General features: G+C 68.1%; 10 protein-coding genes and 2 pseudogenes. 4 read left to right on the top strand and 8 right to left on the bottom strand.

Translation table 11 applies throughout. From position 1 onward, the window contains the following. The 5 genes and pseudogenes from ftsW to FXN61_RS36490 all read right to left on the bottom strand — a co-directional run. Positions 1-1240 (bottom strand): putative lipid II flippase FtsW (ftsW, locus tag FXN61_RS36470; RefSeq protein ID WP_167978493.1); only part of this gene is annotated, 1240 nt, incomplete at its 3' end. 173 nt (positions 1241-1413) lie between these two features. Further along, positions 1414-2804, bottom strand: a pseudogene (murD, locus tag FXN61_RS36475) (UDP-N-acetylmuramoyl-L-alanine--D-glutamate ligase). Positions 2805-2808: 4 nt separating this feature from the next. Next, the gene (gene mraY, locus FXN61_RS36480) at positions 2809-3894 is read right to left on the bottom strand and encodes a phospho-N-acetylmuramoyl-pentapeptide-transferase (RefSeq protein ID WP_167978494.1); all 1086 of its coding nucleotides are present in this window, start codon (positions 3892-3894) and stop codon (positions 2809-2811) included. Next, the gene (locus FXN61_RS36485; protein WP_167978495.1) at positions 3891-5351 is read right to left on the bottom strand and encodes a UDP-N-acetylmuramoyl-tripeptide--D-alanyl-D-alanine ligase; all 1461 of its coding nucleotides are present in this window, start codon (positions 5349-5351) and stop codon (positions 3891-3893) included. The genes mraY and FXN61_RS36485 overlap by 4 nt, the downstream gene beginning before the upstream one ends. Then, positions 5348-6874 (bottom strand): UDP-N-acetylmuramoyl-L-alanyl-D-glutamate--2,6-diaminopimelate ligase, encoded by a 1527-nt coding sequence (locus FXN61_RS36490; protein ID WP_167978496.1) that lies wholly within the window; start codon positions 6872-6874, stop codon positions 5348-5350. Before FXN61_RS36490 ends, FXN61_RS36485 begins: the two co-directional genes overlap by 4 nt. Positions 6875-7150: 276 nt before the next feature. On the opposite strand from FXN61_RS36490, the gene FXN61_RS36495 reads away from it, so the two are divergent. Genes FXN61_RS36495 through FXN61_RS36510 form a run of 4 tightly spaced genes read left to right on the top strand, consistent with a single transcriptional unit; the run spans position 7151 to position 13119 of the window. Beyond that, positions 7151-7900: a universal stress protein gene (locus FXN61_RS36495; RefSeq protein WP_167978497.1), complete on the top strand. Its 750-nt coding sequence runs from the start codon at positions 7151-7153 to the stop codon at positions 7898-7900. A 43-nt stretch (positions 7901-7943) separates the two neighbouring features. Next, positions 7944-12632: an NACHT N-terminal helical domain 7-containing protein gene (locus FXN61_RS36500; RefSeq protein ID WP_167978498.1), complete on the top strand. Its 4689-nt coding sequence runs from the start codon at positions 7944-7946 to the stop codon at positions 12630-12632. After that, positions 12629-12979, top strand: coding sequence for a toll/interleukin-1 receptor domain-containing protein (locus FXN61_RS36505; protein WP_167978499.1), 351 nt, complete (start codon positions 12629-12631; stop codon positions 12977-12979). The genes FXN61_RS36500 and FXN61_RS36505 overlap by 4 nt, the downstream gene beginning before the upstream one ends. Then, the gene (locus FXN61_RS36510; RefSeq protein WP_167978500.1) at positions 12976-13119 is read left to right on the top strand and encodes a hypothetical protein; all 144 of its coding nucleotides are present in this window, start codon (positions 12976-12978) and stop codon (positions 13117-13119) included. The genes FXN61_RS36505 and FXN61_RS36510 overlap by 4 nt, the downstream gene beginning before the upstream one ends. Before the next feature lies 1 nt (position 13120). On the opposite strand, the gene FXN61_RS36515 is transcribed toward FXN61_RS36510, so the two are convergent. The 3 genes and pseudogenes from FXN61_RS36515 to FXN61_RS36520 all read right to left on the bottom strand — a co-directional run. Then, positions 13121-14248 carry a putative glycoside hydrolase gene (locus FXN61_RS36515; RefSeq protein ID WP_167978501.1) on the bottom strand — a complete coding sequence of 376 codons (1128 nt, stop codon included), beginning with the start codon at positions 14246-14248 and terminating at the stop codon, positions 13121-13123. Between the two features lie 249 nt (positions 14249-14497). After that, positions 14498-15064, bottom strand: coding sequence for a penicillin-binding transpeptidase domain-containing protein (locus FXN61_RS56645; RefSeq protein WP_376770789.1), 567 nt, complete (start codon positions 15062-15064; stop codon positions 14498-14500). Beyond that, positions 14986-16266, bottom strand: a pseudogene (locus FXN61_RS36520) (peptidoglycan D,D-transpeptidase FtsI family protein); the annotation flags it as partial. The pseudogene FXN61_RS36520 and the gene FXN61_RS56645, both read right to left, overlap by 79 nt. Positions 16267-16333: the final 67 nt, after the last annotated feature.

Below are 16333 nucleotides of genomic sequence, written 5' to 3' on the forward strand. Positions count from 1 at the left end.
GCAGCTTGAGCAGCCCGCCGACGCGGCCGGGGCCGAGCGAACGCAGCGCCGAGACGGCTTCCGGCTCGTGCCGGGCGCAGTTCGCGAGGATGCCGAACACGATCATGGTCATCACGATGGAGGTGCCGCCGGAGGAGATCATCGGCAGCGTGATGCCGGTGACGGGCAGCAGCCGCACGACGTAGCCGATGTTGATCGCGGCCTGCGCGACCAGCCAGACCGTCAGCGTCGCGGACACGATCCGGATCCACGGGTCGGTGTTGCGGGAGGCCACCCGCAGGCCGACCCAGGCGAGCAGGCCGAACAACACCAGTACCAGCGCACATCCGACGAACCCGAGCTCCTCGCCGATGACGGCGAAGATGAAGTCGGACTCGACGTTCGGAAGGTACCGCCACTGCGAGCTGCCCCGCGCGAGCCCCTTGCCGAACAGACCGCCCTCCGCGAGCGCGAACATCGCCTGACGGGCCTGCAGACCGGCGCCCTGCGGATCGGAGTCGGGGTTGAGGAACGTCGCGACGCGCTGCAGCCGGTACGCGGCACCGATCGCGAGCACGACGGCACCCGCCACCGCGCCACCGGCGATCACGCCGAACAACCGCATCGGCGCGCCCACGAACCACAGCAGGCTGATCAGCACCACGCCCAGCGTGATCGTGCCGCCGAGGTCGGGCTGCAGCATGACCAGCGCGAACACCAGCATCGCCACCGGCACCACTGGCACGAGCAGGTGCCGGTACTGCGACAGCAGCGCACGCTTCGTGACGAGGACGTGCGCGCCCCACAACGCCAGGGCGAGCTTCACGGCCTCGATGGGCTGGAACGAGATCGGCCCGACCGTGAACCACGACCGGGCGCCACCGCGGACATCGCCCAACGGGGTCAGCACGAGCGCCAGCAACAGCACACCGATGCCCATCGCGGCCGTCGACAGGTGCCGCAGCCGCCGCAGCGGGAACCGCAGCACCAGCCAGAACAACACAGCGCCGATGCAGACGTAGATCAACTGCTTCTGGAACACGCTGTACGCGGACACACCCGAGGCGACCTGTCCCGGCGCCGACGCCGACAGCACCATCACCAGGCCGAGCACGGTGAGCATGCCGAAGATCGCGAGCAGCAGGTGGAAGTCGGCGAGCGGGCGGCTCAGCCACGCCGTCAGACCGCCGCGCAACGACGCGACACGGCCAGCGGGACGAACCTTCCGCTTGCTTCTCGGCTTGTCGGCGACGACGGTCACCAGATCATCGTCTCCTGTGTCAAGCGCTCGAACGGGGATTCTTGTGGCGTGTCGCTCATGGTGTCGTGATCGTCGGCCTTTGCCCCGTATTTCGACGGTCAGACGGGTGCATCGTGGTGCCGGGCTGAGCGCCGGAAGACGCGGTGAAGGCCGACGGTCACGACACCACCACCCTACCGGTCACTGCTTTCACCAGCCGTCAACCGCCGGACGGCGTCCGCGAACGCCTGACCGCGATGCGCGTAGTCGCTGAACATGTCCATCGACGCGGCGGCCGGGGCGAGCAACACCGTGTCACCGGGCTGTGCCAACTCCTGCGCGGCACGGACAACCGCGACCATCGGCTCGTCGTCGGCGGCGACGTCGAGCACGCGCACAGGCACATCGGGCGCGTACTGCGCCAGGGCGTCGGCGATCACCGCACGGTCGGCGCCGATCAGCACCGCACCCCGCAGCCGATGAGCCTCGCTGCGCACCATGTCCTCGACCGACGCGCCCTTGAGCAGACCCCCGGCGATCCAGACGACGCTGTCGAACGCCCGCAGCGACGCCACCGCGGCGTGCGGGTTCGTCGCCTTCGAGTCGTTAATATATTGGATATCGGTGGCGTCCACAGTGACGCGCACGGCTCGGTGAGCTGCGGGTTCGAACGCCTCCAAGCCCTCGCGCACTGCTTCCGACGGCACGCCGTACGCGCGCGCCAGAGCCGTGGCGGCGAGAGCGTCCGCGATGCCGGGAGGACCGGCCGGGCGGATCTTCGAGATCTCGATCAACGGTTCGTCGTCGGCGAACGCCCTGTCGACCAGCCAGCCGTCGCGCACACCGAGCTGGCCCGCCGAGGGCTCCTCCAGCGTGAAACCAACGCGATCACGAGCCGGTGCGTCTTCGAGCAGGTCCACGACGAGGTCGTCGTCGAGCCAGCCGATCGCCACGTCACCGGTGAGGACCTGGGCCTTGGCCCGCGCGTACGGCTCCATGCCGCCGTGCCAGTCGAGGTGGTCCTCCGCGAGGTTGAGCAGCGCGCCCGCCTGCGGCCGCACCGACGGCGCCCAGTGCAGCTGGAAGCTCGACAGCTCCACGGCGAGCACCCTGCGCCCGGCCAGCAACGCGTCCACGACGGGCAGACCGACGTTTCCGCAGGCCACGGCGTCCGCACCGGCCGCGTGCAGGATCGACTCCAGCATGCCGACCGTCGTGGTCTTGCCGTTCGTGCCGGTCACCGCGAGCCACACCGGCGGGTCGGCCAGTTCCGCGGCCATCCGCCAGGCCAGCTCTACCTCGCCGATCACCTCGATGCCCGCCGACGAGGCAGCCGCGAGCAACGGGCTCGACGGCTGCCAGGCCGGGGCTCGGTGAGCGACCAGTGAGGTCCCGGCGGGCGGTTCGGTCAGGCCTGGCACCAGGCTCTACGCCTTCGAGCACGGGTCTCCAGCGCCTCCAGTCGTTCCTGCGACGAGTCCGTCACCACGACCTCGGCGCCCGCCGCGAGCAACGCCTCCGCGGCGGACCGGCCGGTCACTCCAGCACCGGCGACCAGCACCTTCGTTCCGGCCAGTTTGGTCATGTTCCTAGAACCCGCCCGTCAGCCACTCGCTGTAGAAGACACCGAGCCCGAACATGCAGCAGATGCCCGCCATCAGCCAGAACCGGATGATGACAGTGGTTTCCGCCCAGCCGGCCAGCTCGAAGTGGTGGTGGAACGGTGCCATGCGGAACAGGCGCCGTCGCGAGGTGCGGAAGACCGCGACCTGCAGCGCCACCGACAGGGCCTCGACCACGAACAGACCACCGATGACGATCATCAGCAGCTCGGTGCGGGTCGCGATCGCGAGACCGGCGACGAGGCCGCCGAGCGCGAGCGAACCGGTGTCACCCATGAAGATCTTGGCGGGAGCCGCGTTCCACCAGAGGAAGCCGATGCAGCCCGCCATCGCGGCCGCGGCGATCACCGCCAGGTCCAGCGGGTCTCGCACGTCGTAGCAGCCGGCCACGGCGTAGCTGGAGCAGTTGTAGCGGAACTGCCAGAACGAGATCACCACGTACGTGCCGAACACCATCGCTGACGAACCACCGGCGAGGCCGTCGAGGCCGTCGGTCAGGTTCACCGCGTTCGACCACGCGGCGACCATGCCGTAGCAGAAGACGATGAACCCGATGACGCCGAACGAGACGACGGTGATGTCGCGGACGAACGACAGGTTGACCGACGCGGGCGTCAGGCCGTCCTTGTTCGGGAACTGCAGCACCAGGATCGCGAACGTGATCGTCGCGATGAACTGGCCGACCAGCTTCGCGGTCTTGTTCAGGCCCAGGTTGCGCGCCTTGCGGATCTTGATGAAGTCGTCGAGGAAGCCGACGATGCCCAGCGACGTCGTCAGCATCAGCACGAGCAGGCCGGACGCCGTCGGGGTCTGCCCGGACGCCGAGGCCGACATCGAGTTCACCAGATGAGTGCCGAGATAGCCGGCCCACATCGCGACCAGGATGGCGAGGCCACCCATGGTCGGCGTGCCGCGCTTGGTCTTGTGGTGCTGCGGACCGTCCTCGCGGATCTCCTGGCCGAAGCCCTGGCGGGAGAAGATCTTGATCAGGTAGGGCGTCAGCAGGATCGACACCGCGAGTGCGATCGCTGCCGCGATCAGGATGCTCTTCACTTGGTTCCTGCCTCCAGCAGGGCCTCGGCGATGCGCCACAGGCGGTAGGCGTTGGATGCCTTGACCAGCACGACGTCACCGGGCCGGATTTCCGCTCGCAGCAACGCGATCGCCGCGTCCGCGTCCGGCACGAGGACGGATTCCTCTCCCCAAGATCCTTCCAGGTGCGCACCCTGGTGCATCGCGCGGGCCGCGTCACCGATGACGACGAGCTTGCTGATGTCCAGGCGTACCGCCAGACGGCCGATCTCGTCGTGCTCGCGCACCGCGTCGTCGCCCAGTTCAGCCATCGGGCCGAGCACGGCCCAGCTGCGGCGAGCGGGCGTGGTGGCGCGCGAGATCGTCGCGAGCGCCTTCAACGCCGCCCGCACCGAGTCCGGGTTCGCGTTGTACGCGTCGTCGATGACGGTGACGCCATCGGGCCGGTCGGTGATCACCATGCGGTGCGCGGAAACCCGTTCCGCCGCGCCGAGCCGCTCCGCGACCTCGGCGGGCGTGGCGCCCAGCTCGAGTGCGATCGCGGCGGCGACCAGTGCGTTGCCCACCTGGTGCGGGCCGTTCAGCGCGAGCTTGACCCGCGCGTCGCCCTTCGCGGTCTTCAGCGTGAAGCTCGCGCGGGCCTGCTCGTCCAGCTCGATGTCCGCGGCGCGGACGTCCGCGTTCGGGTTCTCCCCGACCAGGACGACCTTGGCCTTCGTGCGGCTCGCCATGCCCGCGACCAGCGGGTCGTCGGCGTTGAGGACGGCGACGCCGTCCTCCGGCAACGCCTCGACGAGCTCGCCCTTGCCCTGCGCGATGCCTTCGCGGGAGCCGAACTCGCCGAGATGTGCGGTGCCGACGTTGAGCACGGCACCGAACTTCGGCGGGGCGATCTCGCAGAGGTTCGCGATGTGGCCGATACCGCGGGCGGACAGCTCCAGGACCAGGAACTTCGTGTCCTCGGTCGACCGCAGCGCCGTCCACGGGTGGCCGAGCTCGTTGTTGAACGACTCCGGCGGCGCGACCACGTCGCCGACCGGCCGCAGCACCTGGGCGATCAGGTCCTTCGTCGACGTCTTGCCGGCCGAACCGGTGATGCCGACGATCGTGAGGTCCTTGATCTGGTCGGTGACGTACCTGGCGAGCTTGGCCAGCGCGGCCAGCACCGCGGCACCATCGCCGGTCTTGTCGCCGGCGAGCACGTAAGCGTTGGCGTGCTTGGTCTCCACCGGCGGCGCGATCACCGCAGGCGCGTCGACCTCGCGGCCTGCCAGCACCCCGGCCGCGCCGGACGCCACAGCCTGCGCGGCGAAGTCGTGGCCGTCCACGCGCTCACCGGGCAGCGCCAGGAAGAGGCCGCCCTCGGTGACCTTGCGGGTGTCGAACTCGATGGAGCCCGTGACCACGGGGGTGCCATCGGTTGCGTGCAACCGTCCGCCGACGATCTTCGCGATCTCGGCGAGCGTGAGTGCGATCAACGGTGAGCCTTTCTGATCGCGGCGGTCAGCGTCTCGACGTCCGAGAACGGGTGGATCACGCCGGCGATCTCCTGTCCCGTTTCGTGTCCTTTGCCCGCCACGACGACGACGTCGCCCGGATGTGCCAGCTCGACGGCCTTCTCGATCGCGAGCCTCCGGTCGCCGATCTCCAGCACCTCGCCCCTGTTCTCGGTGGCGAGGGCCCCTTCGAGCATGGCGGCCCTGATTGAGGACGCGTCTTCGCTCCTCGGGTTGTCATCGGTGATGATCAACACGTCGGCTCGTTGCGCCGCGGCCTCTCCCATGAGCGGCCGCTTGGCCCGGTCGCGGTCACCACCGCAGCCGAGCACGATGATCACCCGGCCGTCCGTCTTGGCGCCCACGGCGTCCAGCGCCAGCGCGACGGCGGCGGGCTTGTGCGAGTAGTCGACGACCGCGGTGAAGCCTTGGCCCTCGTCGACGCGCTGCATGCGGCCGGGGACCTGAACGGTGCTCAGGCCTTCCGCGATGGCGTCACCCGGGATGCCTTCCGCGTGCAGGCAGGCGATCGCCAGCAACGCGTTGGCGACGTTGAAGCTGCCGGCGAGCTGGAGGTGGATCTCGATGTCGCCGTCGGGGCCGTGCGCGGTGAACGTCTGCTCACCGGTCGGGCTCACCTCGACGTTGCCCGCGGTCCAGGTGGCGGGCTTGGTCGTGGCGACGGTGATGGTTCCCGGCTTCACGAGCCGCGGACCCCACTCGCCGTCGACGCAGACGATCTCCCTGCGCGCGCGGCCGTCGAACAGCTGCGCCTTGACCTGGAAGTACTCCTCCATGTCCGCGTGGAAGTCGAGGTGGTCCTGGCTCAGGTTCGTGAACGCGCCGACCTCGAACTCGGTGGCGGCGACGCGGCCCATGTGCAGCGCGTGGCTCGACACCTCCATCGCCACGTCGGTGACGCCGCGCTCGGCCATCACCGCGAACAACGCCTGCAGGTCAGGCGCCTCCGGAGTGGTGTGCGAGCTGCCGAGCTGCTCGTCGCCGATGCGGGTGCCGACCGTGCCGATCAGACCGGTGTTCTTCCCTGCGGCCCTGAGCGCGGACTCGATCATGTACGTGGTGGTGGTCTTGCCGGACGTGCCGGTGACACCCCACAACTTGACCTTGGTCGACGGCCGGCCGTAGACGTGCGCGGCGAGCAAGCCGACGACCTCACGCGGGCGCGGGTGGATCAGCACGGGCACGTCCTTGAGCGCCTCGCGCGCGGCACCGGCCTCGTCCGTGAGCACGGCGACGGCACCGTTGGCCAACGCCGTTTCGGCGAAGTCGGCACCGTGCGCACGCGCGCCGGGCAGCGCCGCGTACAGATCTCCGGGGACCACGTGCTGTGCACGCAGCGTCACCCCCGTCACCTGAACGTCGGCATGTGCCGGCCTGGTCAGGTGCACGTCGGCAACCGCGGCGAGAGCAGCCACGGAAGCAGGGCGAATGGCGTTGGGGCGGGGCGGGGCGGTCGCGACCTTGCCCTCGAGCTTGGCAGGCACGGGCAAGAGGCTACCGGCGTGCGCGGAGTGGCCGAGCGGCGCGTTGGCAATCGGGTGATGATCTGCAGCTATGGGCTGTTCGAGTGGCCGTTGTCGCTGGTCTCCAGGTGTGAGCCCGTCCGGCCGAACAAGTTCCTGCCCGCTTTGGGACTTTGGGCCCTGGGATCACTTGTGCGGGCGCGGTGAGGTAGAGCACGGCAGGAGGCGGCGATGAGAACAACCACGGCGGTCCAACCCAGGAGATTTTCCTTCTGGGCACCAGATTTCAGTCGGTCCGTGACGGTCGGGGTCGACACTTCCGAATCCGCGTATCACGCTTTCGAGTGGGCCGCGCGCCACGCGTGGTCACTCAGGACAGATCTCCAGGTGTATCTCGCGGATCCCGGCGACACCACGGTCCAGCGGGTCCTGGAACGACTCCCCATGCTCACCGCCCACTTCCGGCCCAGCGGTGACGACCCGGTGGCCGCACTGGTGAGGGCGTCGGACTCCAGCGCGACCTTGGTCTTGGGGTGCAAGGGCGAACAGCACCGCAGCCTGGGTCTGGGCTCCCTCGTCCTCCCGGTGTTGCGCCGCGCGCGGTGCGGAGTCGTAGTGGTGCGCGGACGACCCCCGGCGATCCGTGGCGAATACGGCTGGATCACCGCCGCCGTCGGCGGGTGCGAGGACCCGGTCGTGCTGCGGCGCGCGGTCGAGTTCTGCCGCACCCGCCGAGCGTCTTTGCGCCTGCTGCACGTCCACCCGCCGGCCCAGCACGGGGTCACCGTCCCCCGCGACGAGGCCGCCGTCCGCCGTGCCGTGCTGTTCTTGCGCACCACCGCTCCTGAGCTGACGCCCGAGGTCGTGGTCGAGTCGCGTCATCCGCACGAGGCTTTGGCTTCCCTGGATTCGGACTTGGTCGTGGTTGGCAAGGGTGGGCAGCACGACGGCGTGGGACTGATTACGCGTGCGGCGCTCTACCACGCTTCTTGTCCGGTGTTGGTGGCTCGGCCAGAGCCGATGCACGACGACCGGGTGATGCCGTAGCAAATTCGTTCGGACGCGTACGCCGTCTATCTAGCATGTGCTGATGCCGCCTGTTGACGCGACGACGCTCCGAGGCGCCCTGCTGACCTTCGCCCATGACGACAACGCGTGGCTGGACGCGGTCGACCGGCTGCTCGGACGGGTGTTGTCGGGCACCTCGATCAGGACGTCGATCCACGGCCTGTACGGGTGGATCAGCGGTGACGAGGCTCCGAAACTGGTGCGGGACCGGCTCGCGCACGTGATCGAGCAGCTGCCCGCACTGAGCGGGAGCGAGCGGTTCCACCCGGTCGTCGCCGTGCACACGGTGCTGGTGGCGACGGCGTTCTTCGAGACGGTCCGCGAGGTGCTGACCAACGACCTCGGCGTAGCGGACGAGAGCGACTGGCAGCAGGAAGACCATTCGTTCGTCTCGTACCTGTACTCGGACGAGGTGCCCACGCCTTCCATCACGCGGTTCTTCGCCGACAACGTCAACACCGTCGGCAGGTGGGCGGCCGACCGCGGTGAGCGCGTCCACCGGATCCTGCACAGGATGAGCCCCCGCTCCGGCAGCAAGCTGCTGCTGGACCCCGCCTTCGTGAGGCGGGCGGTGTCCCGCTACGAGACGGACTTCCTCGCCTTGGCGGTGGACGTGCCGGAGTTCGCGACGTGGGCCGACATCAGGCGCAAGACGTCCGCCAACGCCGTGACATCGCGTCACTGGGTCGACGAATTCGCGAACGACGCGCATGCGAAGTTGCACAGGGCCAACGAAGTCGTGCTGGACGCCCCGTTGCCGAGTGACCCCGGCCTTCCTCCCCTAGGCGCCCTCTACATCGCCTCCGGCTACCGGCTGGCCGTGGCGACCCCGCGAGCGAGGTTGACCGACGAAAGCTGGTGGTCATCGGAAATCCAGCTGCGGCACGACCTGAACCGGATACTCGTCGGTCATTTCACCAGCCCCGACGCTTATCGGCTGCCCATGCTGGTCGTCGGCGGACCGGGCTCCGGCAAGTCGGCGCTGGCGACGGTGTTCGCCGCCCGCAGGCCCGACACCGACCACATCGTCGTCCGCGTGCTGTTGCGCACGGCAGCCCCGGAAGCACCCGTCGTCGACCAGATCAGGGAGGCGGTGCGGCGTCAGACCGACGGCCTGGTCGACTGGGCCGACCTCGCCCGCCAGGGCACCGGCAAGACCTGCGTCGTCATCCTGGACGGCCTGGACGAGATGCCGCAGACCTCCGGCTCGCCGCGGAGCTACCTGGACGAGGTCGTCAGGTTCCAGCGAACCGAGCTCACGCTCGGCCACCCGGTGGCGGTGGTGGTCACCTCGCGGACGTCGTTCCTGGATCAGCTGCTCATCCCGGACGGCACCCCGGTCGTCGCGCTCGCGGACTTCGACGGCGATCAGATCGGCCGGTGGATCGCGGCGTGGAACCGGGCGACGGCGGGCACGAAACGACGACCCATGACGCTCGAGGCCGCGCTCGCCCATCCGGACCTCGCACGAAACCCGTTGCAGTTGTTGATGCTCACGCTGCGAGTGACCGATCCCACCGTGCCCAGCACGACCTTCACGCTCGGAGATCTGTTCGCGGCCGCCGTCGAGGGGCTGACTTCGCAGTCGCCCGACTTCCCGGTGCCGGGCGTCGCCGCGCTGGGAATGCTCAACCGCGGCTGGCGGCCGATCTCCGAGGCGGAACTTCGCGCCGATCTCGCGGCGCTCGGCCACACGGACATGAGCACCGTCGAGTCCGTTCTCCTCGATCTCGAGCAGCAGCCCGCGACGTTCGCGGAGTACCGGATTGCGGTCCTCGTCCTGGAGCTGCTCGGGGAGCCGGGTGGCGAGCTGCTGTTCGCGTTGCTGTCGCATGCGCCGTTGTCACTCCGTCCATCTGTTTTGGAGCACGTCGCGCAACTCGCCGAGGAGATGCCGACATCGCAGCGGGCGAAGCTGACGGAAACCCTGAACGTCCTGATTCTGGAGTACCCCAGCCGGGATCGCACAGGTCGTTATTCGGCCTACCGGCCGATGTCGCAGGACTCGGTGGATCCCCTCGCTGCCTACTCCGCGAACCTCGTCTTGCTACGGCTGTTCATCCAGCCGGTCGACACGAGAACGCGCATCGCGGGCAACCTGTCGCGGGGGCTCATCCACCTGTGGACGAAGGGACTCGACGGCGCCGGTCGTCGCTCCCTCCAGTCCCTGGTCCCCTTTGACCTCTCCGGGTTCGCTCGGCGTGCACCTCGCGACGCCGTTCAGGAACCCGAGCTCGAAACCGATGCCCCGCCGGTAGGCATCGAGTTCGTTCACCGCGGGTTGACGGCCCACAGTCGTGCGGTCACCCAGATCACCTGGTCATCCGACGGAGAGCTGCTGACCGTCAGCTACGGCGGCGATCCCGTCGTGTGCTGGCGAACCACGGGGAACGCCCCATCGGAAGTCGTCAGCGAGCTCCATGACCTGTCCGATGTCGCCTGGCATCCGACACGCCCGATCGCCGCGATCGTGCAGAAGGCGCAAGACACCCGTCGCGTGCTGATCAACCGGTTCGACGCAGGGCCGGCCCGAGAACTGTGCACAGTCAGGCGCGGTACCCGGATCTCCTGGTCACCGGACGGCGAATCACTGGCTTTGTTCAGCAGCAGAGGTCTGTGGATCGTCGACGTCGCCACCGGCAAGCGGCGAACGGTCGCGAACTTCGACGCCTGGTTTGACAGAAGAGCCCTCTACCTGTTGAAACCACGCTGGTCGAACGATGGCGGGTACATCTGGGCTGCTGGCTCCGGCACCGTTCTCGGAGCCGACGTGGACCAAGGCGTGATGCTGCACGGCATTCACACCGGCCAGTTCCACGATGTGCTCGCGCTGGGACGCAACGGAAGTTTGGTTGCATTCGCCCCGAGTGGCAGGACCGACGTGAAGATCTTCTGGATCAACGTCGACAGCCCTTACGCGGTCCTGGAGGGGCACACGAAGCGCGTCACGTGTGCCAGGTTCTCCCCGAATGGTGACTACCTCGCATCGATGTCCGAGGACAACACGGTCCGGATCTGGCGGCGCGACGACTGGCAGTGCGTGGCAGTGTTGCCCCGCCAGGACATCCGCGGCCGGGGCGGACTCGCTTTCCACCCGACGAAGCCGCTGCTGGCGATCAAGGACGGTAGCGGCGTCGACATCGTTCGCCTCGACTACGAGGTGCTCGGCTCGATCGGCGCGGCGAGGACGGCACGCCTGTACTCGAACGCGAAGATCGTGCTCGTCGGGGACACCGGAGTGGGCAAGTCCGGGCTGGGACTGGTCATGAGCGGCCAGCCGTTCGTACCGACCGACTCCACCCACGGGCGCAACGTGTGGACGTTCGAGAAGTCCATCGAGACAACGCCGTCCGGCGACGTCCAGACCAGGGAAACGTTGCTGTGGGACCTCGCGGGCCAGCCCGGCTACCGCATGGTCCACCAGCTGCACCTCAACGAGGTCGCGGTGGCGCTGGTGGTGTTCGACGCACGCAGCGAGACCGACCCGTTCGCCGGCGTCCAGTACTGGAGCCGGGCGCTGGCGCAAGCGCGGCGGCTCGACGGAGCAGCGGCGGTCCGGCTGAGGGCGTACTTGGTCGCCGCCAGGACCGACCGGGGTGGCACGGCGGTGGGCACGGCCCGGATCGAGCAGGCCGTCAAGGCGTACGGCTTCGACGGGTTCATCGAGACCAGTGCGAAGGAAGGGTGGGGCGTCGACGAGCTGATCCGCAAGGCGCGCGGCGCCATCGACTGGGACACCGTGCCCATCGTCAGCTCGACCGCGCTGTTCCAGTCGATCAAGGACTTCGTGCTGGAGGAGAAGCAGCAGGGCCGCATTCTGGCCACTGTGGACGATCTGCTGCACAGCTTCCGCCGCGTCCAGCAGGACGAAACGCCGGTCGAGGAACTCACTGACAAGTTCTCGGCCTGTCTCGGACGCCTGGAGGGCGTCGGCGTCATCAGGCGCATGGCGTTCGGCGACTACGTCCTGCTCCGGCCCGAACTCCTGGACGCCTACGTGTCGTCGCTGGTGCAGGCGGCGAAGGACGAGCCGGACGGGCTCGGCTTCGTGTCGGAGACGGACGCGCTCGCGGGCACGTTCCGGATGCCCGAGTCCGAACGGCTGACCAACCGGCAGCAGGAGCGGATCCTGTTGATCACGGTCGTGGAGGAGCTGCTGCGGCGCGAGATCGCACTGAAAGAAGTCACGGACAAGGAAGTCGACCTGATCTTCCCGTCGCAGTTCACCAGGGAACGGCCGGACGCGCCGCACCTGCCCGGCCAGGACGTGGTGTTCACCTTCGACGGCAACCTGCAGTCGATCTACTCGACGCTCGCCGTGCGGCTGTCGCACTCCAGGCTGTTCCAGCGCGGCCCGATGTACCACAACTCCGCCTCGTACCTGGCGGACGCGGGAGGAACGTGCGGGATCACCATCCGCGAGATCGCGGAGGGCAGGGGCGAGCTGGTGCTGTTCTACGACGAGCAGGTCCAGCCGATCGTCCGGCGGCAGTTCGAGGCCTACGTCGTCGAGCATCTCAAGCAACGCGCCAACAACGTCGTGATGCGCCGGGTGCGCAGGTGCAAGCCGTGCAACTACGCGATCGACGACGAGGTCGTGCAGCGCAGGCTCCGCCGTGGGTCGACCACGGTGATCTGTCAGATCTGCGACGGGGTCATCCCGATCACCGACGAGGAGCAGCCCGACGTCCGGCCGCGGTCGCGGAGATGAACTCGAACGCCAACGCGCAGCGCGATCAGGACGTGGCCGCGACCACGCTCAAGGGCAAGCGCGAGGCCGAGGACTACGACGTCTTCCTGTGCCACAACGTGAAGGACAAGCGGCAGGTGCTGGAGATCGCCAGACGGCTCGAAGCTCACGGCATCCTGCCCTGGCTCGACGTCGACGCCATCCAGCCGGGCTCGCGGTGGCAGGACGAGATGGCGAAGGGCATCGAGAAGAGCAGGTCGGCAGCGGTGCTGGTCGGGCCGGCCGGGTTCGGGCCGTGGCACGACGCCGAGATGCACCTCATCAACGACTGGTCCGTGCGCGACACCGCCGGCGGGTCATCCCGGTGATCCTCGACGGGACCGAGGGCGATCTCGAACTGCCCGGCTTCCTGCGGGTGTGGTCCACCATCGACATGCGGATGGCGGACCCCGACCCGTTCGAGCAGTTGATCTGGGGCATCACGGGCGAGCAGCCGCGGTGGCTCTGACTCAGCAGGCCTTGCGGAGGACTGAACCGCTCGTGCCCGGCAGTGAGACTGCACGGACGGGCAAGCCCTTCTCGTTCGTGTGGGTCGAGGTGAGCCGGACGGTGACGGGGGCGCTGCCGGTCTTGTTCGCGTTGACGATCACCGTGCCGCACGTGAAGTCGCGCTGGAACACGTTGGACGCCACGGAGCGATAGGAGCCGGCGGGCGTGCCCAGGTCCCAGTCGTACTCGGCGCGCCACGGGGAGGCGTTGTCGTAGCGGTCGGTCTCGGAGATCTCGGAGATCGCGGCGTGGTCGCCCTTGGCCAGCAGGTAGCTCGCGAAGGCGTAGCGGAACGGCTGTTCGGCGCCGCTGTGGTGCGGCTGGACCCAGGTGATCTTGCCCTTGGCCTCGTTGGCGGCGATCTCGGCGACCTGCCGGCTCCAGCCCTGCGGGTACTCGGACAGGAGGTCGTTGTCGCCGAAGGTCAGCCACCACTCGTCGAAGCCGCCGTCGAGGTACTCGACGTAGGTGTCCCACGCGCCGTCGTGGAGGCGGGCGTTGGACATGTTGGCGACGGTTTTGAGGCCCGCGTCAACGAACTTCTGCCTGGTGTTGGCGAGCATGGAGCGGTAGGCCTCACGCATCGCCTCGTCGGTCGGGTACGAAGCCGGGCAGACGCCTTCGTGGTAGGTGTCGCAGGCGAACAGCGCGTTGTCCATGAACACGCCGTCGAACGCCTTGCTCGACGCGATCACGTTGTCGGCCCAGGCGTTCTGGTAGTCGGTGTTGCCGACGTCCATCTGCCAGTGGCCGTCATATCCGTCGTACTCGAAACGCTGACCGTTCGGATCGAGAAGAAACCAGCCGGGATCCGCGGCGCAGTAACCGACCCCGGTGGGGAGATCGGAATCGTCGACGCCGTCCGTGCACGCGTAGCTGCGGGTTGAGGAGAGGTCCTTGTAGACGAAGATCTGGATCTTCGGATTGGCTGCCCTGAACTTCTCCGCAAGACCGCTTTCCCAGGCGTTGAGCACCACGTACGAACGTCGCCGCGCCTCGACGTCGATCATTTGATCAGTGGTCGGCGTGCTGTTCATGTGCAGCCAGTACGACTTCGCGGTCCGATCCGGCCCATCAGCCTGAGCCACAGGAACCAAGGTCACCGCCAACAAGCCCACCAAGATCAAATTTCCCGCGAAACGCATGCCACACCCCATCTCGCCTTGCACTCCGGTTTCGAAGTATTAGACCCGGCGAAATGCGTCTCATTACGGAAAAGTGCAGTGGTGATTTTCACCGTGAAACAATGAAATGCATCATTGTCACGCCTGAGCGTGTCTCACACCACTTGCGAAAGCGGGCCGCGTCACCAACAATGCGCGGCCCGCGTGAACGATCTACATCTGCAGCTGCACGTACGGCGTCTGCTCGGCCGACATCGGGACCTGGAACCGTTGCGTCAGGTAGGTGGCGATGTCGTGGAACAGCGGCGCGGCCGAGGCGCTGAACTGGGTGCCGTGCGGCGCGTCGAGCATGATCCCGACGACGTAGCGCGGGTTGTCTGCGGGGAGGATGCCGGCGAACGTGATCCAGTACTGGGACTGGGAGTAGCACTTGCAGACCGGGTCGATCTGCTGGGCCGTGCCCGTCTTGCCCGCGATCTGGTAGCCGGGCAGGGCTGCCTGCTTGCCCGTCCCGTTCTGGTTCGCGTCACGGGGATCGGACTGCGTGACCGAGCGGAACATGTCGCGCACGGTCTTCGCGGTCTCCGGCGACACCACGCGGACGCCTTCCGGGCGCTGCTTCTCCGAGCGGGCGCCTCCTCGCCGATCTCGGCGCGGATCAGGCGCGGCGGGACGCGGACGCCGTCGTTCGCGATGGCCTGATACATGCCGGTCATCTGCAGCAGGGTCATCGAGAGACCCTGGCCGATGGGCAGGTTGCCGAAGGTCGAGCCGGACCACTGGTTCAGCGGCGGGACGACGCCGGCCTCCTCGCCGGGAACGCCGGACTGGGTGCGCTTGCCCAAGCCGAACTTCTGCAGCATCTCGGCGTAGCGCTCCTTGCCGACCTCCTGGGCGGCGAGCAGCGTGCCGACGTTGGAGGACTTGGCGAAGACGCCGGTGAACGACATGGGCACGGTCCCGTGAGTCCACGCGTCCTTGATCGTCCGGTCGGCGACCTTGAGCGAACCCGGCACCTGCAGGACGTCGTCCGGCTTGAACAGGCCGTACTCGACGGCGGCCGCGGCCGTGACGATCTTGTTCACCGAACCCGGTTCGAAGCTCGAAGCGACCGCCGCGTTGCGGAGCTGGTCCTCGGACGCCTTGCCGAAGTCGGTCGGGTCATAGGTCTTGTCGTTGGCCATGGCGACGATCTCGCCGGTGCGGCTGTCCAGCACGACCGCGGAAGCGTTCTTCGCGCCCGACTTCTTGGCGTAGTCGGTGACCATCTTCTGGACGGCGTGCTGGGTGTCGATGTCGATCGTCAGCTCGAGGCTCTTGCCTGGCTGCGGCTTCACGAGCTCGCGCTCGGTGTTGGGGATGACCAGCGTGTCGTCGCCGGACATCGTGTCGACCACGCGACGGCCCATGCGGCCCGCCAGCGCGTTGTCCTGGGCGCTCTCCAGGCCGAGGATGCCCTGGGTCGTCGGCGGCTTCTCCTCCTGGCGCCAGTTCGCGGCGCCGATGATGTTCGACGCCAGCTCGCCGTTCGGGTAGATGCGCTTGGAGCGGTACTCCGAGCCGATCTCCGCCGGGTACTTCTCGACGATCTTCGCGGCCTTGGCCGGCTCCGCCTCGCTCACCAGGACCTCGTAGCTGATGTCCTTCACGAGCTGCTGGTAGACCGATTCCTCGTCGGTCTTCTCGCCGTTGACCTCGGGACCGAGGATCGACGAGACGAACTTCGCGACCTCGCGCGAGTGGTCGTCGTACGAGAGCGGGTACTGCTCCGGATCCTTCGCGCGGGCCTCGTCCCAGGTCTTTCGGGCCCGCTGCGGGAGGATGTAGAGCGCGCGCACCTCGATCGAGAACGCGAGCTGGTTGCCGTTGCGGTCGAGGATCGAGCCGCGCTCGGCGGGGATGTTCTGACGCGTCGTGCGCTGCTTCTGCGCCTGTTCCGAGAGCTCTTTGGCCTGAATGCCCTGCACCTGCACGAGCTTCACGCCCGCGATCAGCAACGCGCCGATGAGCAGGATGCGGCCGACCGCGATGCGCAGCCTGCTGTTGCCG

The organism is Lentzea indica, from assembly GCF_012184385.1.
In the GTDB taxonomy this organism is placed as follows: Bacteria; Actinomycetota; Actinomycetes; order Mycobacteriales; family Pseudonocardiaceae; genus Lentzea; species Lentzea indica.

Excerpts from the sequence above, each read along its gene's own strand:
- FXN61_RS36505 (WP_167978499.1), top strand. The coding sequence starts at position 12,629 with ATGAACTCGAACGCCAACGCGCAGCGCGATCAGGACGTGGCCGCGACC.
- FXN61_RS36500 (WP_167978498.1), top strand. The coding sequence starts at position 7,944 with ATGCCGCCTGTTGACGCGACGACGCTCCGAGGCGCCCTGCTGACCTTC.